We start from the raw sequence: 24,761 nt of genomic DNA on the forward strand, positions 1-24,761 counted from the left end.
AATTTTCGAGGTGTTTCACACAAGTAAACAAGTTTTCGACGAAGATTCGCCCTTTTTCAACACGAAAATTCTTTAAACGTGTTACTATATAAGGTATTATCAATTGTAGAGTCGTTGCGGAATAGGGGGATGGACAATGGTGAACTACTTCATCATTCCAATCATCATAGTGATTGTGCTGGCTGTTGCAATGTTTTTGTTGAGACGAAAGCATATCCAGGAAATTAGCAAGCTGGAGCATAAAAAGCTTCAAATCCAGCATGAACCGATATTTGAGGAAATGACAAAAGTCAAACAGCTGAATATGACAGGTCAAACAGAAGAGAAATTCGAACGATGGCGCAACGAGTGGACGGAAGTCGTGGATGTACTTGTGCCGAAAATCGATTCTTTGTTATTTGATACTGAAGAAATGGTCGACCGATTCCGCTTTAAGAAAGCAACTGGAATTGAAAAAGACATCGAACAACAACTGTCAGTGTGTGAGGAACGTAAAAATTCGATTTTACACGAATTGAACGAACTGATCGGCAGTGAAGAGAAAAATCGGGTGGAAATGGAATCTTTAAAAGAAGAGTTCAGGGAAGCGCGGAAATCTGTACTAGCCCATCAGCATTCATTCGGAAGAGCTGTTCCCGCATTAGAAAAGGAACTGGAATATTTCCAACCTGCATTTGAAGAATACGATGATTTGACGGATAATGGCAATTACTTGCAAGCGAGGGAGAATGTGATTGCAGTAGCTTCCAAAGCGAACGAATTGTTTCCATTGATCCGGGAGATCCCTTCGTTACTGAGTGAGTTGCAAAGTAAAGTACCATCTACAATTCGCGAACTGCGTATTGGTGTAGAGGAAATGAAGCAAGATGGTTATTACTTAGAACATTTGAACATGAAATCATCGTTATCGGCTATTGAACGGGAATTGGAAGAACTCCTTGGTAAAGTTGAAATTCTTGATGTGGAGCCAGTTCAACAACGCTTAGTTGAAATCGATGCGACCTTGGATTCGTTCTATGATGCCCTCGAAGATGAAGTGAAAGAACGCCAGTACATGGAACAAACTTATGGAGGAGTTGCAAGTAAGTTAGTTGCGGTCAAGGCGTTTTCCAAAGAAATTGCGGAAGAAGCATTATTCGTGCAACAAAGTTACCGATTGGATGAAAAAGAAGCAGCGATTCCTAAAAGGTTCCTTGTCGACCTATCGGAGGCTACGAAGCGGTTTGAATTGCTGACTAGTCAGGGCGAGTACGGCGAATCAGCTTATTCAGGGCTTGCGCAAGAATTACGCAGTGTAGCGGAAACGTTAGAGCGCGTCGAAATGGAAACCATTGCGTTCCAAGAGCGTATTAAAAACCTGCGAACAGACGAAATAACCGTTAGAAAACGACTGGATGAACTTGCGAGGACGTTGCAAGAAGCTGAACGTAAACTCCTAAGAGCCAATATTCCGGGGATACCGGATGAAATCGAAGTCCGGTTAGAAGAAGCGGACGAACAACTCTTCATCGTCCAGAATGGATTGGAAGAAGTTCCGCTAAATATGGCACTTGTTGAAGATTACATCAGCAACGCTGAAAAAGTAGTTCACGAAGTCGCGTTGAAGATTGATGAAATGTTGGAAAATGCTTTATTGACCGAGCAAATCATTCAATATGGGAACCGATATCGCGCAGCTCATCCTGCGATGCATGCCCGATTGTTGGAAGCGGAGATGGCGTTCAGACAATTCCGTTATGCAAAAGCTCTGGAAGAAGCAGCTACAGCTGTTGAAGAAGTGGAACCTGGAGCGATGAAACGAATTGAAGAGTTATTACAAGAACACGTACAGTAAGTGTCATCTTCAGCCACCCGCACTATGAGTGCAGGTGGCTTTGTGCCGCTTAAGCTACATGGAAGGACGAGTTCGAGATGATCTATTTTGATAATAGTGCTACTACGATTCCTGAAGAGGACGTTCTGCAGACATTTACACAAGCGAATCAGACGTACTATGCGAATCCAGCTTCCCTTCACCAAGCAGGGAACAAAGCGGAACAGCTTTTGGAATCTGCGAGGAAGCAAATTGCGACACTTGCTGGAGACTCGGAAAGTACTGTGGTTTTCACTTCAGGAGGCACGGAAGCTAATAATTTGGCGATTATTGGGTATGCAAAGACCCTTAAGCATCGTGGGAATCATATTATTACAACCGAAATTGAGCATGATTCAGTCCGGAATGCCTGTCTTCATCTAAAAGCAGAAGGATTTGAAATCGATTTCCTCTCTGTCAATGAAGCAGGGGAAGTATCTCCAGATGAACTTAGACAGAAGATCAGGAAAGATACAATATTAGTCAGTATTATGCATGTGAACAATGAAATCGGAACCATCCAACCTATTGAGGCGTGTTCAAAAGTGATCCGTGAGCATTCCCGTGCACTTTTCCATTCAGATTGCGTACAGAGTATAGGGAAGCTTGCACTGCCCTATCCTGAATGGGTGGATGCCGTGACGCTGTCTGCACATAAGATTCATGGTCTGAAAGGGACCGGCTGCTTATTGACAAAGAAATTCAAAGAGCCGGAAGCGATTTCTTTTGGCGGTGGGCAAGAGCACGGGTTCAGAAGTGGGACCGCCAATGCTCCAGGCGCCGCTGCATTTGCCAAAGCGATTCGAATGGTCAGCGAAAGAAATAACTTTTCCGATTATATGCGATGGAATAATCGTTTGCGCGAAGTAGTGAATGCGGAAAACCTGGTTCGGATCTGCTCTCCTATTCAAGGAGCTCCGCATATTTTCACAATTGCTTTCAAAGGGATCACTGGAGAAGTTGCGGTGAATTATTTTCAAGAACAGGGCATCATGGTCTCCACTTCCAGCGCATGTTCTTCAAAAACTAACAAAGTAAGCCGCGTCATCCAAGCGATCGGTGTTCCGGATGATTACCGTAAAGGTGTGATCAGGATAAGTTTCGGTAAAATGAACACAGATGAAGAAATTAAAGCACTCACACAAGTGATAAAGGAATTTTTAAAGATGATCAAGAAAGGGATGAAACAGCATGATATGGAATGAACTTCTCATCAGATACGGAGAAATGTCCCTTAAAGGGCGGAATCGGAAAGTATTCATACAAAAGCTTACTACCAATATTAAGCACGTTCTTCATGATTTGCCATCCGTTAAGTTAAAGGCGGAGCGCGACCGCATGTTTCTGTATGCAACTAGTGAGGATCTGGAACTAGCGATTGAGCGGTTAACGGACGTAGCAGGCATTCAATCCTATAGTCCGATTGCAAAATGTGAGTCAACGGTCGAAGCGATACAGCAAACAGCCTTAGCGATTTTTGAAACTGAAGATACAGAAGAAAAAACGTTTAAAGTGGAAGTACGCAGAACGGACAAATCATTTCCACTCATAACAGGTGAATTGCAAAGAGAAATTGGCGGCACAATTTTAAAAGCTCATTCCAACCTGAGAGTGAACGTGAAAAAACCGGATATTCTGCTTCATATCGATATCCGGGAAGGCGGTTCATTCCTTTCATCGAAAGTATTTAAAGGCGCTGGAGGAATGCCAGTAGGTTCAAATGGGAAATCACTGCTGATGCTCTCTGGCGGAATCGACAGCCCTGTTGCTGGCTACTTGATGATGAAACGCGGCGTCACTATAGAAGCGATCCATTTCGCAAGTCCGCCATTCACAAGTGAGCAAGCACAAGAAAAAGTTGTTGAACTCGGAAGGAAGATTAGCGCATTTGGCGGAAATATCAAATTGCACGTCATTCCCTTCACGGAAATTCAACAAGCGATCGTCAAGCAAGTTCCGGATAACGTTTCCATCACATCCACTAGAAGAATCATGCTTCGAATCGCAGATCAGCTCCGTGTAGAAATCGGAGCCCTTGCTATTGTAACTGGAGAAAGCTTGGGGCAGGTTGCAAGCCAAACACTTGAAAGTTTTACCGCGATCAATGCAGTCACATCGACGCCGATCTTGCGTCCGCTCATCGCAACGGACAAATTGGAGATTATCGATATTGCTAAAAGAATTGGCACGTATGACACATCCATCCAACCGTTTGAGGATTGCTGCACTGTTTTCACGCCATCCAGTCCGAAAACTAAACCACGTCTCGAAAAAGTCGAGTACTACGAAAGTTTCATCGATTTCGAGCCGATAATTGCAGAAGCGATTCAAAATCGCAAAGTCATCGATTGTTCTATTGAAGAAAAGACAGATGAGTTCATCGACCTGTTGTAAGTAATCTAAGTCCGAAGCGTACTATAACAAGAAACAAAATCTGTTAAGAGCAGTGACAGGGGAGTCATTTTCATTGGTCACTTTCTTATATATAGTGCATCTTTGTTTGAATGCATCAATCTGAAGGGCTGAATCATGCCATCACTTTGATCATTTCAAATATGAAAAAGATACCATTTCCTTTCTGTGCATGAATTTACCGAAACGGTACATTCTATGTTCACAAGGGAGGTGACATCGACATGACAAACTCAAACAGCGGCAATTCAAACCAACTTCTTGTACCAGGTGTACAACAAGCGCTTGACCAAATGAAAAACGAAATCGCATCAGAATTTGGAGTTCAGCTTGGAGCAGACGCTTCATCGCGTGCCAACGGTTCCGTAGGCGGGGAAATTACAAAGCGATTGGTACGTCAAGCTCAACAACAAATGAATGGTTACCAAAAATAAGTAACTGATTGGACTGTCCCCGAAAGTGGGGACAGTTTTTTTAGTATGTGATGAAATTTTATATTCATGACTTACCACTAATTTTTGAATTGAATAAATTTTAGATGTATACTGACTATATTGTTTAAAAGGAGGACTACTTATGAAAAGAGAAGAATTATTAGCGCCTGAAATTTATAACATCGTATCTGAAATCGAAAAGTATGCGGATGGAACGAATAAGAAGGCGCTGATCTACGTCGATTCAGAAGGAAATCAAAAAGATTATACATATGATAAGTTGATGGAAGATGCAAATCGTGCCGCTTCAGTTTATGAAGCGAATGGGTTGAAAAAAGGTGATATCCTGTTAGTGATGGTTCCAAGGTTAATCGAAGCGTATGTAGCCTATATCGGAGCTTTGAAAGCAGGAATTGCGGTGATCCCTTCATCGGAAATGCTGCGTGCATCCGACATTGAATATCGATTAGCACATAGCGGAGCAAAAGCGATCGTTGCGTATGAAGCGTTTACGAGTCAACTGAACGAAGTGCGCGGCATCGAAGAAGTGACCTTGTTTGTAGTAGGTAAAGCAGACGAAAGAAGCATCTCTTTAACAGAAGAGATGATGCATGCAGATGCACACTATGAGGCAGCGCGTACCAAGGCGAGTGATATGGCGTTCCTATCTTATACTTCCGGAACGACAGGCAAGCCTAAAGGCGTTGTGCATACACATGGATGGGGATACGCTCACCTGAGAACGACTAGTGAGAACTGGCTGGGTATCCATGAAGGGGATATGGTGTGGGCTACAGCGGCACCAGGTTGGCAAAAGTGGATCTGGACACCTTTCCTCGCTGTTCTTGGAAGTGGCGCGACAGGACTTGTCTACAACGGGAAATTTGACGTGAAAACTTATATGGATATGATTAAGACCTATGATGTGAATGTTTTGTGCTGCACCCCGACAGAATACAGATTCATGGCGAAAGCGGAAGACCTGGCCAGCTATGACTTATCCTCATTACGCAGTGCAGTCTCTGCAGGGGAACCGCTGAACAAAGAAGTCATCGATACATTTGAAAATGTGTTTTCTCTCCAAGTGAGAGATGGCTATGGACAAACCGAAAATACATTATTAGTCGGTACGATGGTTGGAATGGATGCAAGACCTGGATCCATGGGAAAACCGACGCCCGGAAACCGTGTAGAAATTATCAATGATGAAGGTGGACTTGCACAAGTAGGTGAAGTCGGAGACATCGCAGTCCACGTTTCAACACCTGCCTTGTTCAAAGAATATTTACAAGATCCAGAACGGACTTCTATGCAGTTCCGAGGAGAATATTACATTACAGGTGATCGGGCCAAAAAAGATGAGGATGGGTATTTCTGGTTTGAGGGCCGTGGAGATGATATCATCATCAGTTCCGGATACACCATTGGGCCATTTGAAGTGGAAGATGCTCTTACGAATCATCCTGCTGTCAAGGAGTGTGCGGTTGTTGGAAGTCCGGATGAGGTTCGAGGGAGTATCGTCAAAGCTTTCGTCGTATTACGGGATCCCTCCAAAAAAGACGATAGTTCACTTGTGGAACAATTGCAAGATCATGTAAAACAAAAAACGGCTCCTTATAAGTACCCTCGAAAAATTGAATTTGTCGATGAATTGCCGAAGACCGCTTCAGGGAAAATCATGCGCGTCCAACTTCGGAAGCAAGAAACCATGTAATGGTCGGGACTGGGATTTTAATGATCTCAGTCCTTTTCTTTGCTAAAGACTTTACCTTGCTAATGTGCCCCCGTATAATTGAGAGATATTTCGTGCAGCTAAATGCTGACAAAAAGGGGGGAGTCACTTGCAAACTCAACAACAAGGAGCACTATGGGTGTTCGCTGCATATGTAATGTGGGGATTCATGCCGATTTACTGGAAAAGTCTTCACCACGTGAGCAGCGGAGAAATTTTAGTGAACCGGATCATCTGGGCGTTCCTCTTAACTGTTCTGGCACTTCTACTGGTAGGACAAGGTAAAAAGTTGGTTTCTGACTTAAAAGAACTTTGGACGACACAAAAACAATTTTGGAGCCTTTGTGCCGCTTCTTTTCTTGTGACGATCAATTGGTTTACGTATATTTGGGCAGTGAATCATGACTTTATCGTGCAAGCAAGCCTTGGCTATTACATAAATCCGTTAGTTTCTGTATTGTTGGGAATTGTCTTCTTGAAAGAGTCATTGAATCGCAATCAGAAAGCCGCTTTCGTGCTAGCTGCAGTGGGAGTTACGATTTTAACATTCCATTACGGTGTTTTCCCTTGGATTTCATTTGTCTTGGCGTTCACATTCGCTTTGTATGGTCTCATTAAAAAACATATTAAACTGAATGCGACAAGAGGGCTTGCGATTGAAACAGCGTTTACTGTTCCGATTGCACTTATAGCGTATGGCTGGATTTTTTCAACGGGAGATGCTGTTATAATGGACACTGACCCGTTGACGATAGTCTTACTTGTTTTAACAGGGATTGCAACAGCGTTACCGCTAGTGTTTTTTGCAAAAGGCGTGCCTTCGATTCCTCTATATGTTACGGGTTTTCTTCAATATATCGCTCCAACTATGATGCTTATTATCGGTGTTGCCATATACGGAGAAACATTCGGTAAGTTCGAATGGCTCAGTTTCGCGTTCATATGGATTGCGTTGTTAGTGTTCACGGTACCTGAAGTGTTGCGGTATGCAAAAAACAAACGGACGATGATGCGTCTTCAGAAACAGGAATCGTCACACCAATCTTAAATTGGTTGAAACATTCTGTTTTGTGGAACGTACACGTACTATGAACAAAAGGAGGAATTTGAAATGTCAACGAAACGATGGATTGCACTAATTTCGGCTGCAGCTTTAGTCGTTGTTTCAATCGGGGTTAATTCGCTATCGTACATATTCACTAGAGATTTTAACGCTCTTTTTGAAGATAGCTTTGCAATGGGAGGGCCGACTTACGAAGAAACCGTATTGGAACAAGGTGATTCGAACGAACGCATTGCCGTATTGAACGTGAGTGGTGTCATCCAAGACACAGGACCAGCCTCACCGTTTGCCGCACCAGGCTACAATCACCAGAACCTCTTGAGTCAGTTAGCTGACATTCGAGAAGATCAATCAGTGAAAGGGATTGTATTGCACGTAGACTCTCCAGGTGGCGGAGTTGTGGAGTCATCTGATATATACGATGAACTCATATCGATTCAAGAAAATCGGGATATTCCAATCTATGTATCAATGGGGTCAATGGCAGCGTCGGGAGGCTATTATATCGCAGCACCTGCGGACAAAATCTTTGTTCACCCGGAAACCATTACAGGTTCAATCGGTGTGATCATGGAGAGTTTGAATTATGCGGAACTTGCTGACAAAGTCGGGATTGACTTCAATACGATCAAAACGGGGCCGTACAAAGATATAATGAGTCCTAACCGCGAAATGACACAAACAGAACGGGATATGCTGCAGGAAATGATCAATGATTCTTACGAACGATTTGTGGGGATTGTAGCAGATGGCCGCGGCATGTCAGTTGCTAATGTCAAAAAAGTGGCGGATGGAAGAATTATGAACGGTCGACAAGCGATTGAGTCAGGACTTGCGGATGACTATGGGAAATTACCGGATGTCATCGATGCATTAATTACAGAACAAGGGTTCAAAAATCCAACTGTATTTGAATACAGCTCTTCAGATAGCTTGTCATCCATTTTCGGAACGAGTGTCTCTGGGTTGTTCAAGAAAAATGCGGAAACAGAGTTGATCCAAAAACTTCTGACTGACTACCAAGCACCGCGCATGATGTATTTGTATGGTGAACGTTAAAGGGAGGGGTTGACACAATGTCTGAACAAATGGAACAGCCAGGTGAGGAAGTCATTGCAAGCCAGGTTCAACATGAACGGATTGAACAAGGATCCTTCGCTTTACAACAGCAGGAGTTCATGAAGAAACCAGCTGGATTTTGGATTCGTTTCTGGGCGTATTTGATAGATATCATTATTGTGGGAGCCGTCAGCGGGTTGTTAGTGAAACCGATCTTTCGAGTGATTGACTACCCGATAAAAGATCCGATCTTTTTGCTATACAGTCCCTATAAACTCATTATGCTCGTGCTATTTCTCGCGTACTTCTTGCTCATGACCAAGTTTTTCAGCCAAACAGCAGGAAAAATGATTATGGGGATACGAGTCGTGAAAAAGTCCGGTGAACCACTCGGTTGGGGATCACTCCTTTTCCGGGAAGTCGTTGGTCGTTATATTTCAAAAACATTACTGATTCCTTATTTACTTGTCATCTTCATGCCTCGTAAGGAAGCGCTGCATGATTTGTTTGCAGACACGGAAGTCGTACACGAGCAAATTTATGAGAAACTGGTTACAGCAAAAACCGTACGCGCAGATGAGAGCCGTCAGTTGCAAGGCGATCAGACAATCTAGTAAGATAGATGGATACTGAAAGGAGAATCTTAATGACTTCAATCACATTCAAGAATAATCCTGTTACATTGGTCGGAAAACAGCTGCAAGAAGGAGACAAAGCTCCGGATTTCACAGTTTTGGCAAATGATTTACAACCTGTTACACTCGGTGATTCGAAAGGGAAAATCCGTCTAATTAGCGTTGTTCCTTCAATTGACACAGGAGTATGTTCAAAACAGACCCATAAGTTCAATGAGGAAGCTGGGAAGTTTGGAGACGATGTAGAAGTATTGACGATTTCCGTCGATCTGCCTTTCGCTCAAGCCCGATATCGTTCAGCGGAAGAAATCGGGAATATCCAAATTCTATCGGATCACCGCGAGCTCTCATTTGGAGAAGCTTATGGTGTGGCGATACAAGAACTTCGGCTGCTCGCCCGTTCGATTTTTGTTATTGATAAAGATGATAAGATTGCTTACGCGGAATACGTGAGTGAAGTAACCGATCATCCGGACTACCAAGAGGCATTGGAAGCTGTCGCGAAATTGAAAGCGTAGTTGTCAGGCAGCTGTCGTTAGCAGAAACCCATCCGGCTGTCGGATGGGTTTTTCATGGCGATTGTTGAATAGGTTAGCTGATTGAAAAGAAGGAAGTAGAGGGATTATGATGAAAACAAATACAGAACAGATATTCACTTATTTAGATGAGGCTTCTAGTGAAGAGGAGTCGCTTTACTTAGAGCAGCTTATTGTAGCCTGTCAAAATTGGGCAGAAGGAACAACTGGACCTGATATACAAGGTGAAGTCACGAAAGAGGAAATACGCCGAGGTTTGCAGCTCGCGATTTTAAAAGGGATGAGACAAAATGTTCAGCCTCATCATCAAATGACTCCGGATGCTATCGGGATGCTGATTGCACGAATCTCGAGTTTTCTGCTTCCTCAAAAAGAGATGGTTCAACTGCTCGATCCAGCAGCAGGGACCGGTAATTTACTGTTAACCGTCATGAATCACCTGGAGATGCCAGTGTCTTCGAGCGCTGTTGAAATCGATGAGTTATTAGCGAGATTGATGGTATCAGGTGCCGATCTTATGGAACAGACGATTCGTATTTACGTTCAAGATGCACTTCGCCCATTGCTTGTGGATCCGGTTGACCTGGCAGTATGTGATTTACCGGTCGGTTATTATCCCGACGATGAAAATGCATTGAATTTTGAAATGATGCCTGCGGATGGACATGCGTATGCTCATCATTTATTCATCGAACAAACGATTCATCACCTGAAGCCGGAAGGATACGGTATATTCATCGTTCCGACTTCGTTATTCGAGTCTGCACAATCCGGTGAGCTGCACACGTATTTGAAAAAACATACGGTCATCCGCGGGATTTTACAATTGCCACAAACATTGTTCAAGAACGCAGCTCAGTCTAAAAGCATACTGATTTTACAAAAACCATCCGAACAGGCGAAGCCAACCCCGGATGTATTGCTCGCTACCGTCCCGGATATGACTGACAAACAAGCGATGATTTCGTTCTTTACTAAAATGGAAGATTGGGCAAAAGAAACTGCAAAGTAAGTAAAAAGCGTCCTTCTCATGTTGAGAAGGACGCTTTTGTCTTTTTGACTCTAAAATGAAGGATAACAGGCCGTTGATCTCCGTTCCAGACGCGCGCTTTCCGGGGGCTTGCCCTCAGCCAATCGAACGACGAAGAGTTCGATTTGCCGTATTTTAGTGAACTTCGCTAAAATTAAGGCATTATTAATCGTCCTCGCTTTGCTCAGTCCAATTTTTTGGAAACACGTGCTCCTAACGCTTCGTTTTTACTCGCAAAAGTCGTTCTTCGTTACGGCTTTCGCTGATCCCCAAGAGTCGCAGTCCTGCACTTCAATTAACTGAATTTTGTATGAGACATTCACCTCTTTCAACCAATTGATAAATGAAGGAAAAATCACGATCTGCATCTAATTTACGAACCAACTGATCTTGAGGCACTACCTGTTCAATCGTAAGCATTTCCAACTATTCTTGTTCACTCACTTGATTCCTCCTCATCATGTCCATCACCTCATTCGATAGTTGGGAGATCCTGTTGATTGTAGCGGAGAGCGGCGACTCCGGAGGGATCAGCGAAGACTGAAGACCCCGCAGGAGCGTTAGCGACGAGGAGGCTGAAGTCGAGCCCCTCGGAAAGCGTCCGCTCGCAGCGGAAATCAACTTTTCATTGTTTAATCCATTGAAAAAGATAAAGACTGTAGGCAAGCCCCATACTTCCTGGAGTTTGTCTACAGTCTGAATAGTCTTTTTCAACATGAGAAGGACGCTTTTGCTAGTGATTATTCTCCTTCAGGAGTACGGACTACGAGAACGTCGCATTTTGCCGCGCGTACAATATTCTCGGATACACTACCGATCAGGAACCGCTCTACTGGGTTTAATCCAGTTGCACCACAAATGATCAGGTCCGCTTCAATCTTTTTCGGGATTTCTCTAGGAATCATAGTTTTAGGTGATCCATATTCTACAATTACATTCACGTGAGTTAACCCAGCTGATGCTGCCTGTTCTTTGTAGCCTTCTAGCAACTCTACCGCATAGGATTGAGCGCGTTCGGCGATAGAACGGTCGTATGCCTCCACCGCGGAGTACGAACGTGTGTCGATGATATTGACGAGGTTGAGGTTAGCATCGTTTCGCTTAGCAATCGCTACCGCTTTTTTAAATGCCCATTCCGACTCTTTGGATCCATCTACCGCTACAATGATCTGGTTATATACTAATGACATCGTGACCACACTCCTACATTTTAATTATCCTGCTATAAGTACTATACGCCAAATCTCTTGTTTTTTCCTGCTTACCTATCAAAAATCGGCAAATTAAAAATATTTGTTTATCGGAACAAAAAATACGGCAAAAAAGAATGCTATCTGCTACACTTATGGTGAAAAGGTTTGAACGGTACATACTGGACAGCCGGACACATTCATTGAGGAGGAACTAACTATGCGTATTGGGGTACCTAAAGAGATTAAAAACAACGAAAATCGTGTCGCAATGACACCAGCTGGCGTATTCAACTTGAAATCAGCGGGACACGAAGTGCTGATTGAAACTCAAGCAGGTGTAGGCTCTAATTTTACAGATGAAGAATATCGTGAAGCTGGAGCGGTAATCGTTGAAACTGCAGCTGAAGCGTGGGCAGCGGAAATGGTCATGAAAGTGAAAGAGCCAGTTTCTTCAGAGTATGGTTACTTCCGTGAAGGTCTCATTTTGTTCACGTATTTGCATCTTGCATCTGAAGTCGAGTTAACAAAAGCGTTACTTGACAATAAAGTGATCGGGATTGCTTATGAGACGGTTCAATTGCCTAATCGTTCGTTGCCGCTGCTCGCTCCGATGAGTGAAGTTGCAGGACGTATGGCAACTCAAATCGGAGCTCAATACTTGGAGAAGATGGAAGGCGGGAAAGGAATCCTGTTATCCGGCGTGCCAGGTGTTCAACGTGGAAACGTGACGGTTATTGGCGGAGGACAAGCTGGAACGAATGCTGCCCGCATTGCGATTGGTATGGGCGCGCGTGTCACTGTTCTGGATCTTTCGGTAGAAAGACTTCGTCAGCTGGATGAGTTATTCGGAAATGACGTGCAAACACTCGTGTCAAATCCATTCAATATTGCAACGTCTGTCAAAGATGCTGATCTAGTAATTGGATGTGTGCTTATTCCTGGTGCTCGTGCACCTAAACTTGTAAGCGAGGAAATGGTTAAATCGATGTCTCCAGGTTCTGTACTTGTAGATATTGCTATCGACCAAGGAGGAATCTTCGAAACTTCCGATCGTATTACGACACATGATGATCCGACATATGAAAAGTTCGGAGTGGTCCACTACGCAGTTGCGAATATGCCGGGCGCTGTACCACGAACGTCTACAATGGCACTTACAAATGTAACCGTTCCTTATGCATTGCAAATTGCGAACAAAGGATACAAACAGGCTTGCTTGGACAATGAAGCGTTGCTAAAAGGGGTTAACACTCTAGAAGGCTACTTAACGTATCAAGCAGTAGCGGATGCACAAGAAATCGAATACGTATCTGCTCAATCTTTGTTGAGCCGATAAGAATACTAGAAACAAAGAAGCAGAGGCTGTAAGTTGAGCCTCTGCTTCTTCTATTTCAATTAATGATTTTAAGTTCTTTCGGGAACTTCGTGAGCACTTCAATCCCATCCGCTGTAACGACAACGTCATCTTCAATGCGAACACCGGTAATAGCGGAATTATAGATACCTGGTTCAATCGTGAACACCATGCCTTCTTCCAGCTGGAAGTCATTAGCTCCATGAATTGAAGGGAATTCATGAACCGAAATTCCAAGTCCATGCCCGAGACGGTGAGTGAAGTACTCGCCATACCCAGCCTTAGTGATCACTTCGCGTGCAGCTTTGTCAAGTTCGCTTGCCCGTACCCCAGGTTTCACCAGGTCGATTGCAGCCTGATTTGCAAAGCGTACTGCTTCGTAGATACTCCGCTGTTCAGCAGACGGTTCGCCAAACGATACGGTTCTCGTAATATCTGAACAATATCCTTTATGCACAACCCCGAGGTCCATCAGAACGAAATCACCTTGTTGGATTTTCCGTTCTCCCGGAGTCCCGTGTGGAGATGCGGTTTTAGGTCCGGATAATACCGTCGTGTCAAACGACATCTTCTGGACGCCTTTTTTCTTTAAAGCAAACTCGATTGCTGTTTGAAGTTCCAGTTCAGTAACACCTTCAGCAATATTTTCACACGCCACTTCAATTGCGTAGTCCGCTAATTGTGCAGCTTCACGTAATAGTTGGAGTTCCGAAGCATCCTTATGGCTCCGCATAATATTCAACTGTTCATCCAAACGGGAGAATTGAGCTGTAGGGAAAAGTTCTTCCATACGTTCTAAACGCTCGACAGTAAGGTGGGATTTCTCGATTGCGATCGAACTCAATCCGCTTACTTTACGGTTCACTTCAGCCTGCACAAACTCCCATGCGTCATCTGTGTCTTCGTAACCGACCGTTCCGAACGTCCACCCTGCGGATTTCACATCGGGAACTTCCATTAGGGGACAGACGATGAAAGGCTCTGCATCTTTAAAGATCATCACCCCAAGAAGCCGCTCGTGTGGATCACTGCTGAAACCTGATACGTAGAACACGTTATCAGGTGTCGTTACGAATGCCGCTTCTACATTGTTGTCCTGTAAATACTGTTGAATCGTTGTAAGTTTCGTCATAATGATTCCTCCTTAGTTCACTTGTTCATCATACCAAAAAAAGAGGATTTACATAGGGTTTCACGAATTGATAGAAAGGATAGAATACTAAGTGGAGGTGTCGGAACCAATGGAAATTTCATATCATGGACACTCAATCGTAAAGATTAAGACAGGCGGCAAGGTGATTTTGATCGATCCTTATATTACAGGAAATGATTTGACGGATTTGGTAGTGGCAAACGAAAAACCGGACGTCATCTTGTTGACGCATGGACACAATGATCACGTTGGCGATACGATCGAGATAGCAAAAGCGAGCGGAGCATTAGTTGTCGCGCCTAACGAACTTGCAGTATGGCTCGGCTGGCAAGGATTAGAAACCCACGGCATGAATATCGGAGGAGCACACGAATTCGATTTTGGAACGGTGAAGTTCACGAAAGCGTTCCATAGCTCATCCTATACAACGGATGACCAGCAGCTGATTTACATGGGGATGCCTGCGGGTATTCTGCTGATGGCAGAAGGGAAAACGATTTATCACGCTGGAGATACGTCTCTATTTGGGGATATGGAGCTGATCGGCAAGCGCAACAATATCGATATCGCATTTTTGCCGATAGGTGATAATTTCACGATGGGACCTGAAGATGCTGCATATGCTGTAGAACTGCTCTCTCCAAAGCTGACAGTACCCGTGCATTACAATACATTCCCGCCGATCGTGCAAGATCCTGAAGACTTCAAAAAGCTAGTGAAAGACCATGAAGTACTTGTCATGAATGCGGGTGAAGTGATCCGGTTATGAGTCAACTGGGCTGGCAGAGATAAATCTCTTTCAGCTCGGTTATTTTTTATGGATTTATGGTAAACTGAAGACAAGGCATACATAGAAAAAGGTGAATGCATTGTCGACAAAGCATGAACAAATCTTGCGCCACATTGAAGAGCTTGCTGTAGGTGAGAAAATTTCAGTACGGCAAATTGCCAGAGCTCTCACAGTAAGTGAAGGAACAGCTTACCGAGCGATTAAAGAAGCCGAAAACAACAAGCTTGTCAATACTATTGAACGTGTCGGTACGGTACGCATTGAAAAAAAGAAAAAAGAGAATATCGAACGGCTGACGTTTGCCGAAGTGGTGAATATTGTAGATGGATCTGTGCTCGGAGGTAGCGGGGGGTTACACAAAACGCTGACTAAATTCCTGATAGGTGCCATGCAACTGGATGATATCCGCCGTTATATAGACGCGGGAAGCTTGCTTATTGTTGGGAACCGTCAGAAAGCGCATCAATTAGCAATCAGCGAAGGGGCAGCGGTTCTTGTGACGGGTGGTTTTGATACGACCGATGAAGTGAAAGAACTTGCCAATTCACTCGATTTGCCGGTCATCACGACCAGCTATGATTCGTTCACAGTTGCAACCATGCTCAATCGGGCGATATCCGACCAGATGATAGAGAAGGATATCCTTCTAGTGGAAGATATCCAGCATCCACTTTCAAATACCTCCACATTGTTCATTCAAGAGACGGTTGGGCAATTTAACGAATTGAGCCGTAAGACTTCCCACTCTGCATTTCCGGTTATCGAAAAAAATGGAAAAGTGGTAGGAATGGTCACGTCTAAAGATGTCGTTGGGAAACAAGAATCCGAACCACTCGGAAAAGTCATGACAGCTTCACCGATTACGGCAACTGGCAAGATGAGTGTCGCTTCAGCTGGCCACATCATGGTGTGGGAAGGAATCGATTTACTTCCTGTCGTTACAGAAACCGGACTGTTGGATGGTGTCATTAGCCGCCAAGACGTATTGAAAGCTTTTCAATTGGCCCAACGGCAGCCGCAACAAGGCCAGACGATTGATGATATTGTGAAAAACCAAATGCACTCCGATACGGAAAACCCTCAAAATGTAATTTTTGAAGTGGTCCCACAGATGACCAACCAACTTGGGTCATTGTCCTATGGTGCCCTTACAACATTGTTGGCTGAAACAGGAAATCGGGCTATCAAGCTCTATAAACGTGGAGAGAGTGTCCCTGAGAACTTATCGGTCTACTTTATGAGGCATGTCCAGCTTGGGAGTAAGGTAACTGTGGAACCTCAAATCCTCCACATGAGTCGCCGGGTTGTGAAAATGGATATTTCCCTATACTCAGAAGGAGAGATGATCGGGAAAGCCCTTGTCACGTATCAGTTATTGGAACGATAAAAAAACGCCGATGCATGGGCATCAGCGCTTGTTCAATTCGGTCTCTTCGTCCACGAATCGGTTGTAATACTGAACGGCTTTCCAGTTAAAGAGGGATACATAGCCTCCAAGTACGATGAAGATTCCAGAGATTATGTATGTCGTAACCCCACCAAACAGCAACAGCTGATTGATTCCGAATGAGACGAGCAAGAGCCCTAAAAACATTCCTGCTTTTGATGAAAACATCTTTTTCCGGATCGGAAATACTTGACTTGTCCGGAATTGCCGGGTTTTAAAGTAAAAGTAGAATACTGCCGAAGCAATAATCAGGAATACAAGTACAAAATTTAAAGTCTCCACAGAATAGCCCTCCAAAAGAATCCAGCACTTCTTCTATTGTAGCGGCTTTACAACTCAAATGCGACCGCAATTCTTTAAATAATGGAGGAAATGGAAAATGAAAAGACAAATCATTGACACAATTGAACAGTATTCAACCATTATTATACATAGGCACGTCCGCCCGGATCCGGACGCATTTGGTTCACAAGTAGGGTTGAAAAAACTCATTCAAGCAAATTATCCTGACAAAAATGTCTACGCTGCAGGAAGTGATGATGGACAGTTGTCATTTCTGACTGGACAGGACCGTGTATCCGATGACATGTATGACGGTGCGTTAGTCATTGTGACAGATACGGCAAACACCGAGCGGGTCGATGGCCAGTCCTATAAAAAAGGGAGCTTTTTAGCAAAGATCGACCATCATCCGAATGTGGATCCATATGGGGATGTCTTATGGGTTGATACCGATGCGAGTTCTTGTTCGGAAATGATCTTTGAATTATTTGCTGAAGGAAGAGATGCGAAAGGCTGGAAGCTTCCTGATGAATCAGCAAGACTTCTGTTTGCTGGGATTGTCGGAGATACAGGCAGGTTCATGTATCCCAGTGCGACAGGTAAGACGTTTGAAATCGCAAGTGAATTGATTAAATACAATTTTGATCGTCAGCAAATTTTTGCAGGTATGTACGAAGTCGAACGAAACCTGCTTCACTTACAAGGGTACGTCTATCAGAACTTTTCGATAGATGAAAACGGCGCTGCCTATATTAAACTCACAAAAACGATCTTGGATCAGTTCGATGTGAAGGCGGAAGAAACATCTTCACTCGTCAGTTCACTTGGAGATGTGAAAGGCATCTGTGCCTGGTTAATATTTGTTGAAGAGACGGACCAAATCCGTGTCCGATTGCGTTCCAAAGGGATCGTCATCAATGGGCTGGCTGCTGAATACGGAGGCGGTGGACATCCGCTTGCTGCAGGGGCCTCCGTGAAGTCTTGGGAAGAAGCCGATGAAGTCATCCAAAAAGTACAAACGTTATGTGCAGGTAACTAGTGAATGGAGGGATAGACAATGAAGCTTGTTTATCCGCAAATTATAACAGGTGCCGATCTTCTGAATGGCATTATAAAGCTCGACCGATTGGCTCCTCTTCTGCAAAGAAGAGGGGCTGTTTCAGCTGCGATTGTGAACTCGACCCTCTCCGGAATCCGATCGTTTTGGAAAGTGATGACAAAGTATGGAATCCACCCGGTCATCGGGCTTTCCATGAAGATCGAGTTGTCGACTGGAGAAACGCCATTATGTTACGTCTATGCTGAAAACGAAATGGGTTTTCGTCAGTTATTAAAGATGAGCAGTGCTGCCGCAACACGAGACACTGGGAATTTACCTGAAAAATGGTTGAAATCCTATACCGCAAACTGTGCCGTGATATTCCCGCTTACAGACCCCTCTTGGAACGAAATCCGAACTGAAGAAATGATCCAGCGATTGAAAAAGCACTGCGCGACTGAAAATCTGTACATAGGAATCGCACGGCCTGCTGGTGCCGTCCATCCTGAAGAATCGACGATGGAACACCTAGCCGAGATGGAAGATCTGCCTATAGTAGCGTGCAATGAAGCTAGATACATCGAGCCGAAAGACGCATTCAGTTTCGAAACAGCGCAAGCGATTCGTGAAGGCTACAAACTCAATGATCCTGCACGTCCTGCAAATCTATACACAGACGCTTACGTGCCTGAACAGCAAGAGCTGGAACAATGGTTTGCGGATAAACAACATTGGCTAGAGAAGGCGGCAGAGGTGCTTTTAGCTTGTAATGTCCGATTGCCGGAAAAACAGCTGCTCATGCCGAAGTTTCCTGTCGGTAAAAATTGTTCAGCAGCGCAACTGCTTGAAGACCATTGCCGAGCCGGGTTGCAAAAACGACTTTCCGAGATTTCCAGCGCATACGAAGAACGACTCCGATACGAATTGGATGTCATCGTGGAAATGGGCTATCAGGATTATTTCTTAATCGTGGAAGACTTCATTGCCTATGCAAAACAAAAAGATATTGAAGTTGGACCGGGACGGGGCTCCTCTGCCGGTTCACTTGTTGCATTTTCGCTTGGAATCACTGCGGTGGACCCTTTGAAATACGGGTTGATTTTTGAGCGGTTTCTGAACAAAAGCAGAGTGACGATGCCGGATATCGACGTCGATTTTGCCGATACACGGAGAATGGAAGTTGTCGAGTATGTCGCACGGAAATACGGGAAAGCACATGTAGCTCAAATCATAACGTTCGGTACATTATCAGCTAAATCCGTTGCACGGAACACGTCTCGGGTATTCGGTTTTTCAAACGAAGATATGACGTTCCTATCGAAAGCGCTGTCTGATGCTCCAGGTAAAACTCTTCATGAGAAAGTGAGTCAATCCTCACAACTTCAAACTTGGATTGAAAAAGAGGAAGTACGGACTCGATGGTTCGAAGCGTCTCTGGCGCTGGAAGGATTACCGCGAAACGCTTCGACGCACGCTGCTGGAGTCATTCTATCTCCAACACCACTCGTTGAGACCGTACCGCTCCAAAGTGGCGGTGACTCCATCTATTTAACGCAGTGGGCGATGAACGACTCGGAAGAAGCGGGACTTTTAAAAATGGACTTCCTCGGATTGCGTAATCTGACTTTGCTCGATAGGATACGTAAAATGATTTGTTTCGAAACAGGGGAGGACCTTTCACTGGATACAATTCCGCTGCATGATGAGCGAACAATGGAGTTGTTCCGAAAAGGGGACATGTCTGGGATTTTTCAATTTGAATCACCGGGCATGCGTAAAGCGCTCCGGGAGATTTCACCGGATGTATTTGAAGACATCTATGCAATCACCGCCCTATATCGGCCGGGCCCTATGGAAAATATCCCTCTTTATAGCAGAAGGAAAAAAGGGCTTGAGCCGATTCACTATATGCATCCAGCTCTGGAACCGATTTTGAAAGAGACTTATGGGATTATTGTCTATCAGGAACAGATTTTACAGATTGCCGTTCAAATAGCAGGCTTCACCCTAGGAGAAGCGGATTTGTTGCGGCGTGCGATCAGTAAAAAGAAGCGTGATGTGCTGATGCAGGAACGTATCCATTTTACAGATAGCTCCAAGCGAAACGGTTTTCCTGCCAGTATTGCAGGGGATATTTACGACCTGATTGTAAAATTCGCAGATTATGGATTTCCTAAGAGTCACGCGGTTGCCTACTCATTGATTTCCTACCAACTTGCCTACTTGAAAGCGAACAAGCCCGAATACTTCTATGCGGGATGCTTATCCGTATTGGCGGGTTCCCTGGAGAAGACAATGGAATTCATGCGTGAAGTGAAAGGAAAGGGAATCCCTGTCCTTGGCCCCTCGATCACGAAAAGTAACTGGTCAGCGACAACGGAGAAGGGCTCCATCCGACTTGGTTTAAGTGCGGTAAAAGGAATCAGTTATCCTTTTTATACAACTCTGAAACGAGCACGGCAGAAAGAAGTGAAATTGCAAACTCTCTTTGACTTGTCTGTTGCACTCGGTGCAGAAAATTTCACGGAAAAAACAATTCCGCCTCTCATAAAGTCAGGTGCATTGGACGAATTCGGACAGACGCGTGAAGTACTGCTCGCTACGATAGAAGCAGCAAGAAAACATGCGCTCTTCGTAAGGCCGTCATCTGACGATACAGACTTGCTTGCAGGAATGATGAAGGGGATGGCAAGTCCTAAATATAGTCCTGGCGGGACGATGTCCGATATGCAACGACTGGACTATGAAAAAGAGACACTTGGATTCTACTTATCCGAACATCCGATCGCTTCTTTTAAAAAGAAACTCACTCTTGAATCGAATTCAATTGCAGATGCCCTTGAAAAATCGTCTGGAGCAAAGGTGGTTCTAGCAGGGATGGTGTTGGAAGTGAAGCGGATCCGGACAAAAAAAGGAGAAGCGATGGCGTTTCTCGAATTACAAGACGAGACTGGGGAAATTTCGTGTACGTTATTCCCGAAACAATATGCCGCATACAGTACTGAACTGAATGAGCAGTCATTGGTCGTATTTCACGGTACGGTTGAAGTGAGGAACGGAAGGCCACAGCTCGTTGTTCAGGAGATCCTCGCAGTTTAACTATATTTCTTGTAAGGTTCTTTCGAGGTTCAGGAAGTAGTCAACTCGATAACAAACAGCAAAAGGATTTCCAGATATCACTTTACGGCAGGCGCGCTTTTTTGTATGCTAATAAAGGATAGTGGTCTGACCACTTTAGAAAGCGGCATAAAAAGGAGTTTGGACATGGAAAACTCTCGTCCATCATCGAAACGGTTTCTGGATATCGTTTCGGATCTGCGTACGATTATTAAAGAAGAAGGTGCCGTCATAGGGGATAAGTTACCTTCTGAACGTGTGCTTGCGGATCGGTTGCAAGTGGGTAGATCCACAATCCGAGAAGCACTCCGAAGTCTTGAACTTCTTGGTCTGATTGAAACAAGAAGGGGAGAGGGAACGTTCCTCGCGGACTATAAAAAGCATCAGTTGGTGGAGATTCTTTCCACATTCATTATGCAACATCCGCAATCATTGAAATATGTGGATGATACTCGGCGGATACATGAAAGAGCGGCCATAGAAAGTATTTCAAATGATGTTGAGCGAAGAGCATTGCCGGTATGGGGAAGTTTTTTAGCGAAACTCAAAGGGACAGAACCGATTGTCAGGGAAGAATTGCTGCAAGAGATCGTAGTGATTTCAGGAAATCGTTTGTCATTGAAAATCTGGTTTTTATTGAAACAATATAGTCGCGTACCGTTCCATGAAGTCATGAAGGAAGAAGAAAAAGAAATTGCAGCAAATTTACTCAACGAGATGATGAATGGTAATAGTCGGCTAGCGGTGATGCGGTATACGGACTGGCTTGACATTGTCAATGGTGAAAGAAGGGGCGAACACGAATGCTAAGGGATCTATTTACAAATGTGAAAAAACAGCAGGCAATCATGCCGAATGCGAAGTCTAAGAGCGATGTACCTGAAGGGATTATGACGAAATGTCCATCATGTAAGCATGTGGAACCGACAAAAGAATTGGGCAAACTGCTGAAAGTTTGTCCCAAATGTGATTTCCATTTCAAAATGACTGCACAGGAACGGATAGACTCCTTGATTGATGAAGGAACGTTTGTGTCCATGGACGACCATCTAGTAACTGAAAATCCATTGGAGTTTCCTGCATACACCGCGAAAGTGAAAAAAGATGCGGAGACAACGGGACTCAATGAAGCTGTCCTGACAGGTACAGGGAAAATTGACGGGAATGAGGTGGCGATCGCCGTCATGGACCCACATTTCCGGATGGGGTCGATGGGCTCAGTAGTAGGCGAAAAGATTACGAGAGCGGTCGAAAAAGCGACGGAGCTCGGAATCCCTATGCTTATCTTTTCTGCAAGTGGCGGTGCACGCATGCAAGAAGGCGTTCTGTCCCTTATGCAGATGGCGAAAACAAGTGTTGCTTTGAACCGCCACTCCGAAAAAGGGCTTTTATATATCTCAATTATGACCTACCCTACAACTGGCGGGGTTTCGGCAAGTTTTGCTTCTGTCGGGGACATTAACCTCGCAGAGCCGAAAGCGCTTATTGGATTTGCAGGACGCCGGGTGATTGAGCAAACTGTCCGGGAAAAGCTACCTGAAGACTTCCAAACGGCTGAATTCCTATTGGCACATGGCCAGTTGGATGCAGTCGTTCATCGTGTTGACTTGCAGGATATGCTATCCCGCATCATCCGGCTTCACACGAAGGGGGAGGCAGCACAATGAAAAAAACTATGTCATTTGAAGAACCTATTATAAAATTACGGGAAAAAATCCAGGAACTAAAAGAGTTTACTGAGACGAACGAAGTCGACTTGTCCGAAGAGATCCGGAACTTGAACGATCGTTTGGTCAAGCTCGAAAACGATATCTATGGCAACATGGAGACATGGGAGCGTGTCCAAGTGGCGCGTCATCCTGAGCGCCCGACGACGTACGATTATATTGGAGAGCTTTTCGAGGACTTTATCGAACTTCATGGCGATCGTGCATTCGGAGATGATGGTGCGATAGTCGGTGGGATTGGTTCGTTTAACGGAAAGCCGGTTACCATTATTGGACATCAACGCGGTAAAGATACGAAAGAAAATGTGAAACGAACTTTCGGAATGCCCCATCCTGAAGGCTACCGAAAAGCGTTGAGGCTTATGAAACAGGCAGAGAAATTCGGCAGACCGATCATTTGTCTGATCGATACGAAAGGGGCCTATCCAGGCCGCGCAGCAGAAGAGCGCGGACAAAGTGAAGCGATTGCGCGCAATCTTGTAGAAATGGCAAGCCTCACTGTTCCTGTGATTTCAATTGTCATTGGAGAAGGGGGGAGTGGTGGCGCACTGGCTTTAGGTGTAGCGAATCGGGTTTATATGCTTGAGCACTCTACCTATTCGGTCATTTCACCTGAAGGTGCAGCGTCCATCCTTTGGAAAGACGCAGCCTATGCAAAAGAAGCAGCAGAAGCGATGAAAATCACCGCACCTGATTTGTTAAAGATGGAAATCATTGATGATATCATTCCTGAAGTATTAGGTGGCGGACATCGTGATCCAAAACAACAAGCAAAAAACATGAAAGCTATCTTAGTAAATGCGCTTAGCGATTTAGGTAAGCTAGATGCGGATGAACTCGTTCAAGACCGTTATGATAAATTCAGGAAAATCGGTGTATTCACTGAGCAATAAGTGTGATACGGCTTTCCTGTAAGGAGGAGTTACGGATGAAGAAAATCGCCGTATTAACAAGTGGCGGAGATGCACCTGGAATGAATGCTGCGGTACGTGCTGTCGTACGGAAAGCGATTTACGAAGGACTCGAAGTTGCAGGCGTTTACAACGGATACCAAGGATTGATAGACGGGAAGATCGAACTGTTACAACTGGGATCTGTAGGGGATATTATTCAGCGTGGCGGAACTATGCTGCGTTCAGCGCGTTGTCCGGAATTCACTACAGTCGAAGGGCGCGAAAAAGCGCTTAAGCAGCTGAAGACCAATGGTATTGAAGGGGTAGTAATCATTGGAGGGGACGGCTCGTTCAGAGGTGCTCAGGAGTTATCGAAACTTGGTGTACCATGTGCATGTGTCCCAGCTACTATTGATAATGATATTAACGGAACGGACTTCACAATCGGATTCGACACTGCGCTGAATACAGTCATCGATGCAATTGACAAAATACGGGATACTGCAACTTCACATGAGCGGACTTTCATTATAGAAGTGATGGGACGCAATGCTGGGGATTTAGCTCTTTGGGCAGGTCTTGCAGGCGGAGCGGAGACCATTCTCATCCCTGAAGAAACATATGATTTACCGGATATCCTTGAACGTCTTAGAAGAGGGACAGAACGCGGCAAAAAGCATAGTATCATTATTGTCGCAGAAGGTGTGATGTCTGCTTCCTTGCTCGCTGAAAAGTTGAATACAGAAGAAGGCATCGATACACGTGTTTCCGTATTGGGACATATCCAGCGGGGAGGCTCTCCATCTGCCAGGGATCGCGTTATTGCTAGCCAATTTGGCGCGCGCGCAGTTGAAGCACTGAAGAACGGCGGCAAAACAGTTGCGATCGGCATGAAAAATCAACAAGTCATCGAATACGATTTAGCACGTGTCTTTGATGAAGATTCTGAGTTTGAGAATGAAATGTATACGTTATCTAAAGAATTATCTATTTGATGTAAATCAGTGAAAAGG

At 44.6% G+C, this 24,761-nt stretch carries 22 protein-coding genes; 19 read left to right on the top strand and 3 right to left on the bottom strand.

Going from position 1 to position 24,761, the window contains the following annotated elements:
• Window positions 1–136: 136 nt before the first annotated feature.
• From ezrA to H9659_RS06255, 10 genes are all read left to right on the top strand, one after another.
• A complete protein-coding gene (ezrA, locus tag H9659_RS06210) occupies window positions 137–1,834 on the top strand; it encodes a septation ring formation regulator EzrA (protein WP_191689066.1) in 1,698 nt (565 codons plus the stop codon).
• Window positions 1,835–1,911: 77 nt separating this feature from the next.
• Window positions 1,912–3,057 (top strand): cysteine desulfurase family protein, encoded by a 1,146-nt coding sequence (locus H9659_RS06215; RefSeq protein WP_191689067.1) that lies wholly within the window; start codon window positions 1,912–1,914, stop codon window positions 3,055–3,057.
• On the top strand, window positions 3,044–4,246 hold the full coding sequence (thiI, locus tag H9659_RS06220; RefSeq protein ID WP_191689068.1) for a tRNA uracil 4-sulfurtransferase ThiI: 1,203 nt from the start codon (window positions 3,044–3,046) through the stop codon (window positions 4,244–4,246). Before H9659_RS06215 ends, thiI begins: the two co-directional genes overlap by 14 nt.
• 242 nt (window positions 4,247–4,488) lie before the next feature.
• Window positions 4,489–4,698 carry an alpha/beta-type small acid-soluble spore protein gene (locus H9659_RS06225; RefSeq protein ID WP_039043946.1) on the top strand — a complete coding sequence of 70 codons (210 nt, stop codon included), beginning with the start codon at window positions 4,489–4,491 and terminating at the stop codon, window positions 4,696–4,698.
• Window positions 4,699–4,840: 142 nt separating this feature from the next.
• A complete protein-coding gene (mbcS, locus tag H9659_RS06230; RefSeq protein WP_191689069.1) occupies window positions 4,841–6,412 on the top strand; it encodes an acyl-CoA synthetase MbcS in 1,572 nt (523 codons plus the stop codon).
• Window positions 6,413–6,539: 127 nt separating this feature from the next.
• Window positions 6,540–7,478 (top strand): EamA family transporter RarD, encoded by a 939-nt coding sequence (gene rarD, locus H9659_RS06235; protein WP_191689070.1) that lies wholly within the window; start codon window positions 6,540–6,542, stop codon window positions 7,476–7,478.
• 63 nt (window positions 7,479–7,541) lie between these two features.
• Window positions 7,542–8,552: a signal peptide peptidase SppA gene (sppA, locus tag H9659_RS06240; RefSeq protein WP_191689071.1), complete on the top strand. Its 1,011-nt coding sequence runs from the start codon at window positions 7,542–7,544 to the stop codon at window positions 8,550–8,552.
• Window positions 8,553–8,569: 17 nt separating this feature from the next.
• Window positions 8,570–9,166: an RDD family protein gene (locus H9659_RS06245; RefSeq protein WP_225217691.1), complete on the top strand. Its 597-nt coding sequence runs from the start codon at window positions 8,570–8,572 to the stop codon at window positions 9,164–9,166.
• Between the two features lie 32 nt (window positions 9,167–9,198).
• Entirely contained in the window at window positions 9,199–9,705 is a 507-nt protein-coding gene (tpx, locus tag H9659_RS06250; protein ID WP_191689072.1) for a thiol peroxidase, read from the top strand.
• Window positions 9,706–9,811: 106 nt separating this feature from the next.
• Entirely contained in the window at window positions 9,812–10,735 is a 924-nt protein-coding gene (locus H9659_RS06255) for a class I SAM-dependent methyltransferase (RefSeq protein WP_225217692.1), read from the top strand.
• 758 nt (window positions 10,736–11,493) lie between these two features.
• Here H9659_RS06255 and H9659_RS06260 read toward each other — a convergent pair.
• Window positions 11,494–11,943 carry a universal stress protein gene (locus H9659_RS06260; RefSeq protein WP_191689073.1) on the bottom strand — a complete coding sequence of 150 codons (450 nt, stop codon included), beginning with the start codon at window positions 11,941–11,943 and terminating at the stop codon, window positions 11,494–11,496.
• A 220-nt stretch (window positions 11,944–12,163) separates the two neighbouring features.
• Here H9659_RS06260 and ald point away from each other — a divergent pair, with 220 nt between their 5' ends.
• Window positions 12,164–13,282: an alanine dehydrogenase gene (ald, locus tag H9659_RS06265; protein WP_191689074.1), complete on the top strand. Its 1,119-nt coding sequence runs from the start codon at window positions 12,164–12,166 to the stop codon at window positions 13,280–13,282.
• A 55-nt stretch (window positions 13,283–13,337) separates the two neighbouring features.
• Here ald and H9659_RS06270 read toward each other — a convergent pair whose 3' ends face one another.
• Window positions 13,338–14,432 carry a M24 family metallopeptidase gene (locus H9659_RS06270; RefSeq protein WP_225217693.1) on the bottom strand — a complete coding sequence of 365 codons (1,095 nt, stop codon included), beginning with the start codon at window positions 14,430–14,432 and terminating at the stop codon, window positions 13,338–13,340.
• 109 nt (window positions 14,433–14,541) lie between these two features.
• Between H9659_RS06270 and H9659_RS06275 the strand changes: the two genes are divergently transcribed.
• Complete coding sequence (locus H9659_RS06275; RefSeq protein ID WP_191689075.1) at window positions 14,542–15,222, top strand: metal-dependent hydrolase; 681 nt, start codon at window positions 14,542–14,544, stop codon at window positions 15,220–15,222.
• Between the two features lie 100 nt (window positions 15,223–15,322).
• Window positions 15,323–16,630: a DRTGG domain-containing protein gene (locus H9659_RS06280; protein WP_191689076.1), complete on the top strand. Its 1,308-nt coding sequence runs from the start codon at window positions 15,323–15,325 to the stop codon at window positions 16,628–16,630.
• Window positions 16,631–16,651: 21 nt separating this feature from the next.
• Here H9659_RS06280 and H9659_RS06285 read toward each other — a convergent pair whose 3' ends face one another.
• Window positions 16,652–16,972 (bottom strand): YtpI family protein, encoded by a 321-nt coding sequence (locus H9659_RS06285; RefSeq protein ID WP_191689077.1) that lies wholly within the window; start codon window positions 16,970–16,972, stop codon window positions 16,652–16,654.
• 97 nt (window positions 16,973–17,069) lie between these two features.
• Here H9659_RS06285 and H9659_RS06290 point away from each other — a divergent pair, with 97 nt between their 5' ends.
• The 6 genes from H9659_RS06290 to pfkA all read left to right on the top strand — a co-directional run bounded on the left by H9659_RS06290 (window position 17,070) and on the right by pfkA (window position 24,743).
• The gene (locus tag H9659_RS06290; protein WP_191689078.1) at window positions 17,070–18,011 is read left to right on the top strand and encodes a DHH family phosphoesterase; all 942 of its coding nucleotides are present in this window, start codon (window positions 17,070–17,072) and stop codon (window positions 18,009–18,011) included.
• 18 nt (window positions 18,012–18,029) lie between these two features.
• The gene (locus H9659_RS06295; protein WP_191689079.1) at window positions 18,030–21,110 is read left to right on the top strand and encodes a DNA polymerase III subunit alpha; all 3,081 of its coding nucleotides are present in this window, start codon (window positions 18,030–18,032) and stop codon (window positions 21,108–21,110) included.
• Window positions 21,111–21,275: 165 nt separating this feature from the next.
• Window positions 21,276–21,938: a FadR/GntR family transcriptional regulator gene (locus H9659_RS06300; protein ID WP_191689080.1), complete on the top strand. Its 663-nt coding sequence runs from the start codon at window positions 21,276–21,278 to the stop codon at window positions 21,936–21,938.
• Window positions 21,932–22,795: an acetyl-CoA carboxylase, carboxyltransferase subunit beta gene (gene accD, locus H9659_RS06305; protein WP_191689081.1), complete on the top strand. Its 864-nt coding sequence runs from the start codon at window positions 21,932–21,934 to the stop codon at window positions 22,793–22,795. Before H9659_RS06300 ends, accD begins: the two co-directional genes overlap by 7 nt.
• Window positions 22,792–23,748, top strand: a complete 957-nt coding sequence (locus H9659_RS06310; protein WP_191689082.1) for an acetyl-CoA carboxylase carboxyltransferase subunit alpha — start codon at window positions 22,792–22,794, stop codon at window positions 23,746–23,748. Before accD ends, H9659_RS06310 begins: the two co-directional genes overlap by 4 nt.
• 35 nt (window positions 23,749–23,783) lie before the next feature.
• Window positions 23,784–24,743, top strand: a complete 960-nt coding sequence (gene pfkA, locus H9659_RS06315; RefSeq protein WP_191689083.1) for a 6-phosphofructokinase — start codon at window positions 23,784–23,786, stop codon at window positions 24,741–24,743.
• Window positions 24,744–24,761: the final 18 nt, after the last annotated feature.

It is taken from the genome of Sporosarcina gallistercoris, assembly GCF_014836415.1.
Taxonomy (GTDB): domain Bacteria; phylum Bacillota; class Bacilli; order Bacillales_A; family Planococcaceae; genus Sporosarcina; species Sporosarcina gallistercoris.

Coding starts and splice junctions, on each gene's coding strand:
- H9659_RS06275 (WP_191689075.1), top strand. CDS start 14,542: ATGGAAATTTCATATCATGGACACTCAATCGTAAAGATTAAGACAGGC.
- H9659_RS06290 (WP_191689078.1), top strand. CDS start 17,070: ATGAAAAGACAAATCATTGACACAATTGAACAGTATTCAACCATTATT.
- H9659_RS06295 (WP_191689079.1), top strand. CDS start 18,030: ATGAAGCTTGTTTATCCGCAAATTATAACAGGTGCCGATCTTCTGAAT.
- mbcS (WP_191689069.1), top strand. CDS start 4,841: ATGAAAAGAGAAGAATTATTAGCGCCTGAAATTTATAACATCGTATCT.
- ezrA (WP_191689066.1), top strand. CDS start 137: ATGGTGAACTACTTCATCATTCCAATCATCATAGTGATTGTGCTGGCT.
- H9659_RS06300 (WP_191689080.1), top strand. CDS start 21,276: ATGGAAAACTCTCGTCCATCATCGAAACGGTTTCTGGATATCGTTTCG.
- H9659_RS06255 (WP_225217692.1), top strand. CDS start 9,812: ATGATGAAAACAAATACAGAACAGATATTCACTTATTTAGATGAGGCT.
- sppA (WP_191689071.1), top strand. CDS start 7,542: ATGTCAACGAAACGATGGATTGCACTAATTTCGGCTGCAGCTTTAGTC.
- H9659_RS06260 (WP_191689073.1), bottom strand. CDS start 11,943: ATGTCATTAGTATATAACCAGATCATTGTAGCGGTAGATGGATCCAAA.
- tpx (WP_191689072.1), top strand. CDS start 9,199: ATGACTTCAATCACATTCAAGAATAATCCTGTTACATTGGTCGGAAAA.
- H9659_RS06245 (WP_225217691.1), top strand. CDS start 8,570: ATGTCTGAACAAATGGAACAGCCAGGTGAGGAAGTCATTGCAAGCCAG.
- thiI (WP_191689068.1), top strand. CDS start 3,044: ATGATATGGAATGAACTTCTCATCAGATACGGAGAAATGTCCCTTAAA.
- H9659_RS06225 (WP_039043946.1), top strand. CDS start 4,489: ATGACAAACTCAAACAGCGGCAATTCAAACCAACTTCTTGTACCAGGT.
- H9659_RS06270 (WP_225217693.1), bottom strand. CDS start 14,432: ATGACGAAACTTACAACGATTCAACAGTATTTACAGGACAACAATGTA.
- pfkA (WP_191689083.1), top strand. CDS start 23,784: ATGAAGAAAATCGCCGTATTAACAAGTGGCGGAGATGCACCTGGAATG.
- accD (WP_191689081.1), top strand. CDS start 21,932: ATGCTAAGGGATCTATTTACAAATGTGAAAAAACAGCAGGCAATCATG.
- ald (WP_191689074.1), top strand. CDS start 12,164: ATGCGTATTGGGGTACCTAAAGAGATTAAAAACAACGAAAATCGTGTC.
- H9659_RS06310 (WP_191689082.1), top strand. CDS start 22,792: ATGAAAAAAACTATGTCATTTGAAGAACCTATTATAAAATTACGGGAA.
- H9659_RS06215 (WP_191689067.1), top strand. CDS start 1,912: ATGATCTATTTTGATAATAGTGCTACTACGATTCCTGAAGAGGACGTT.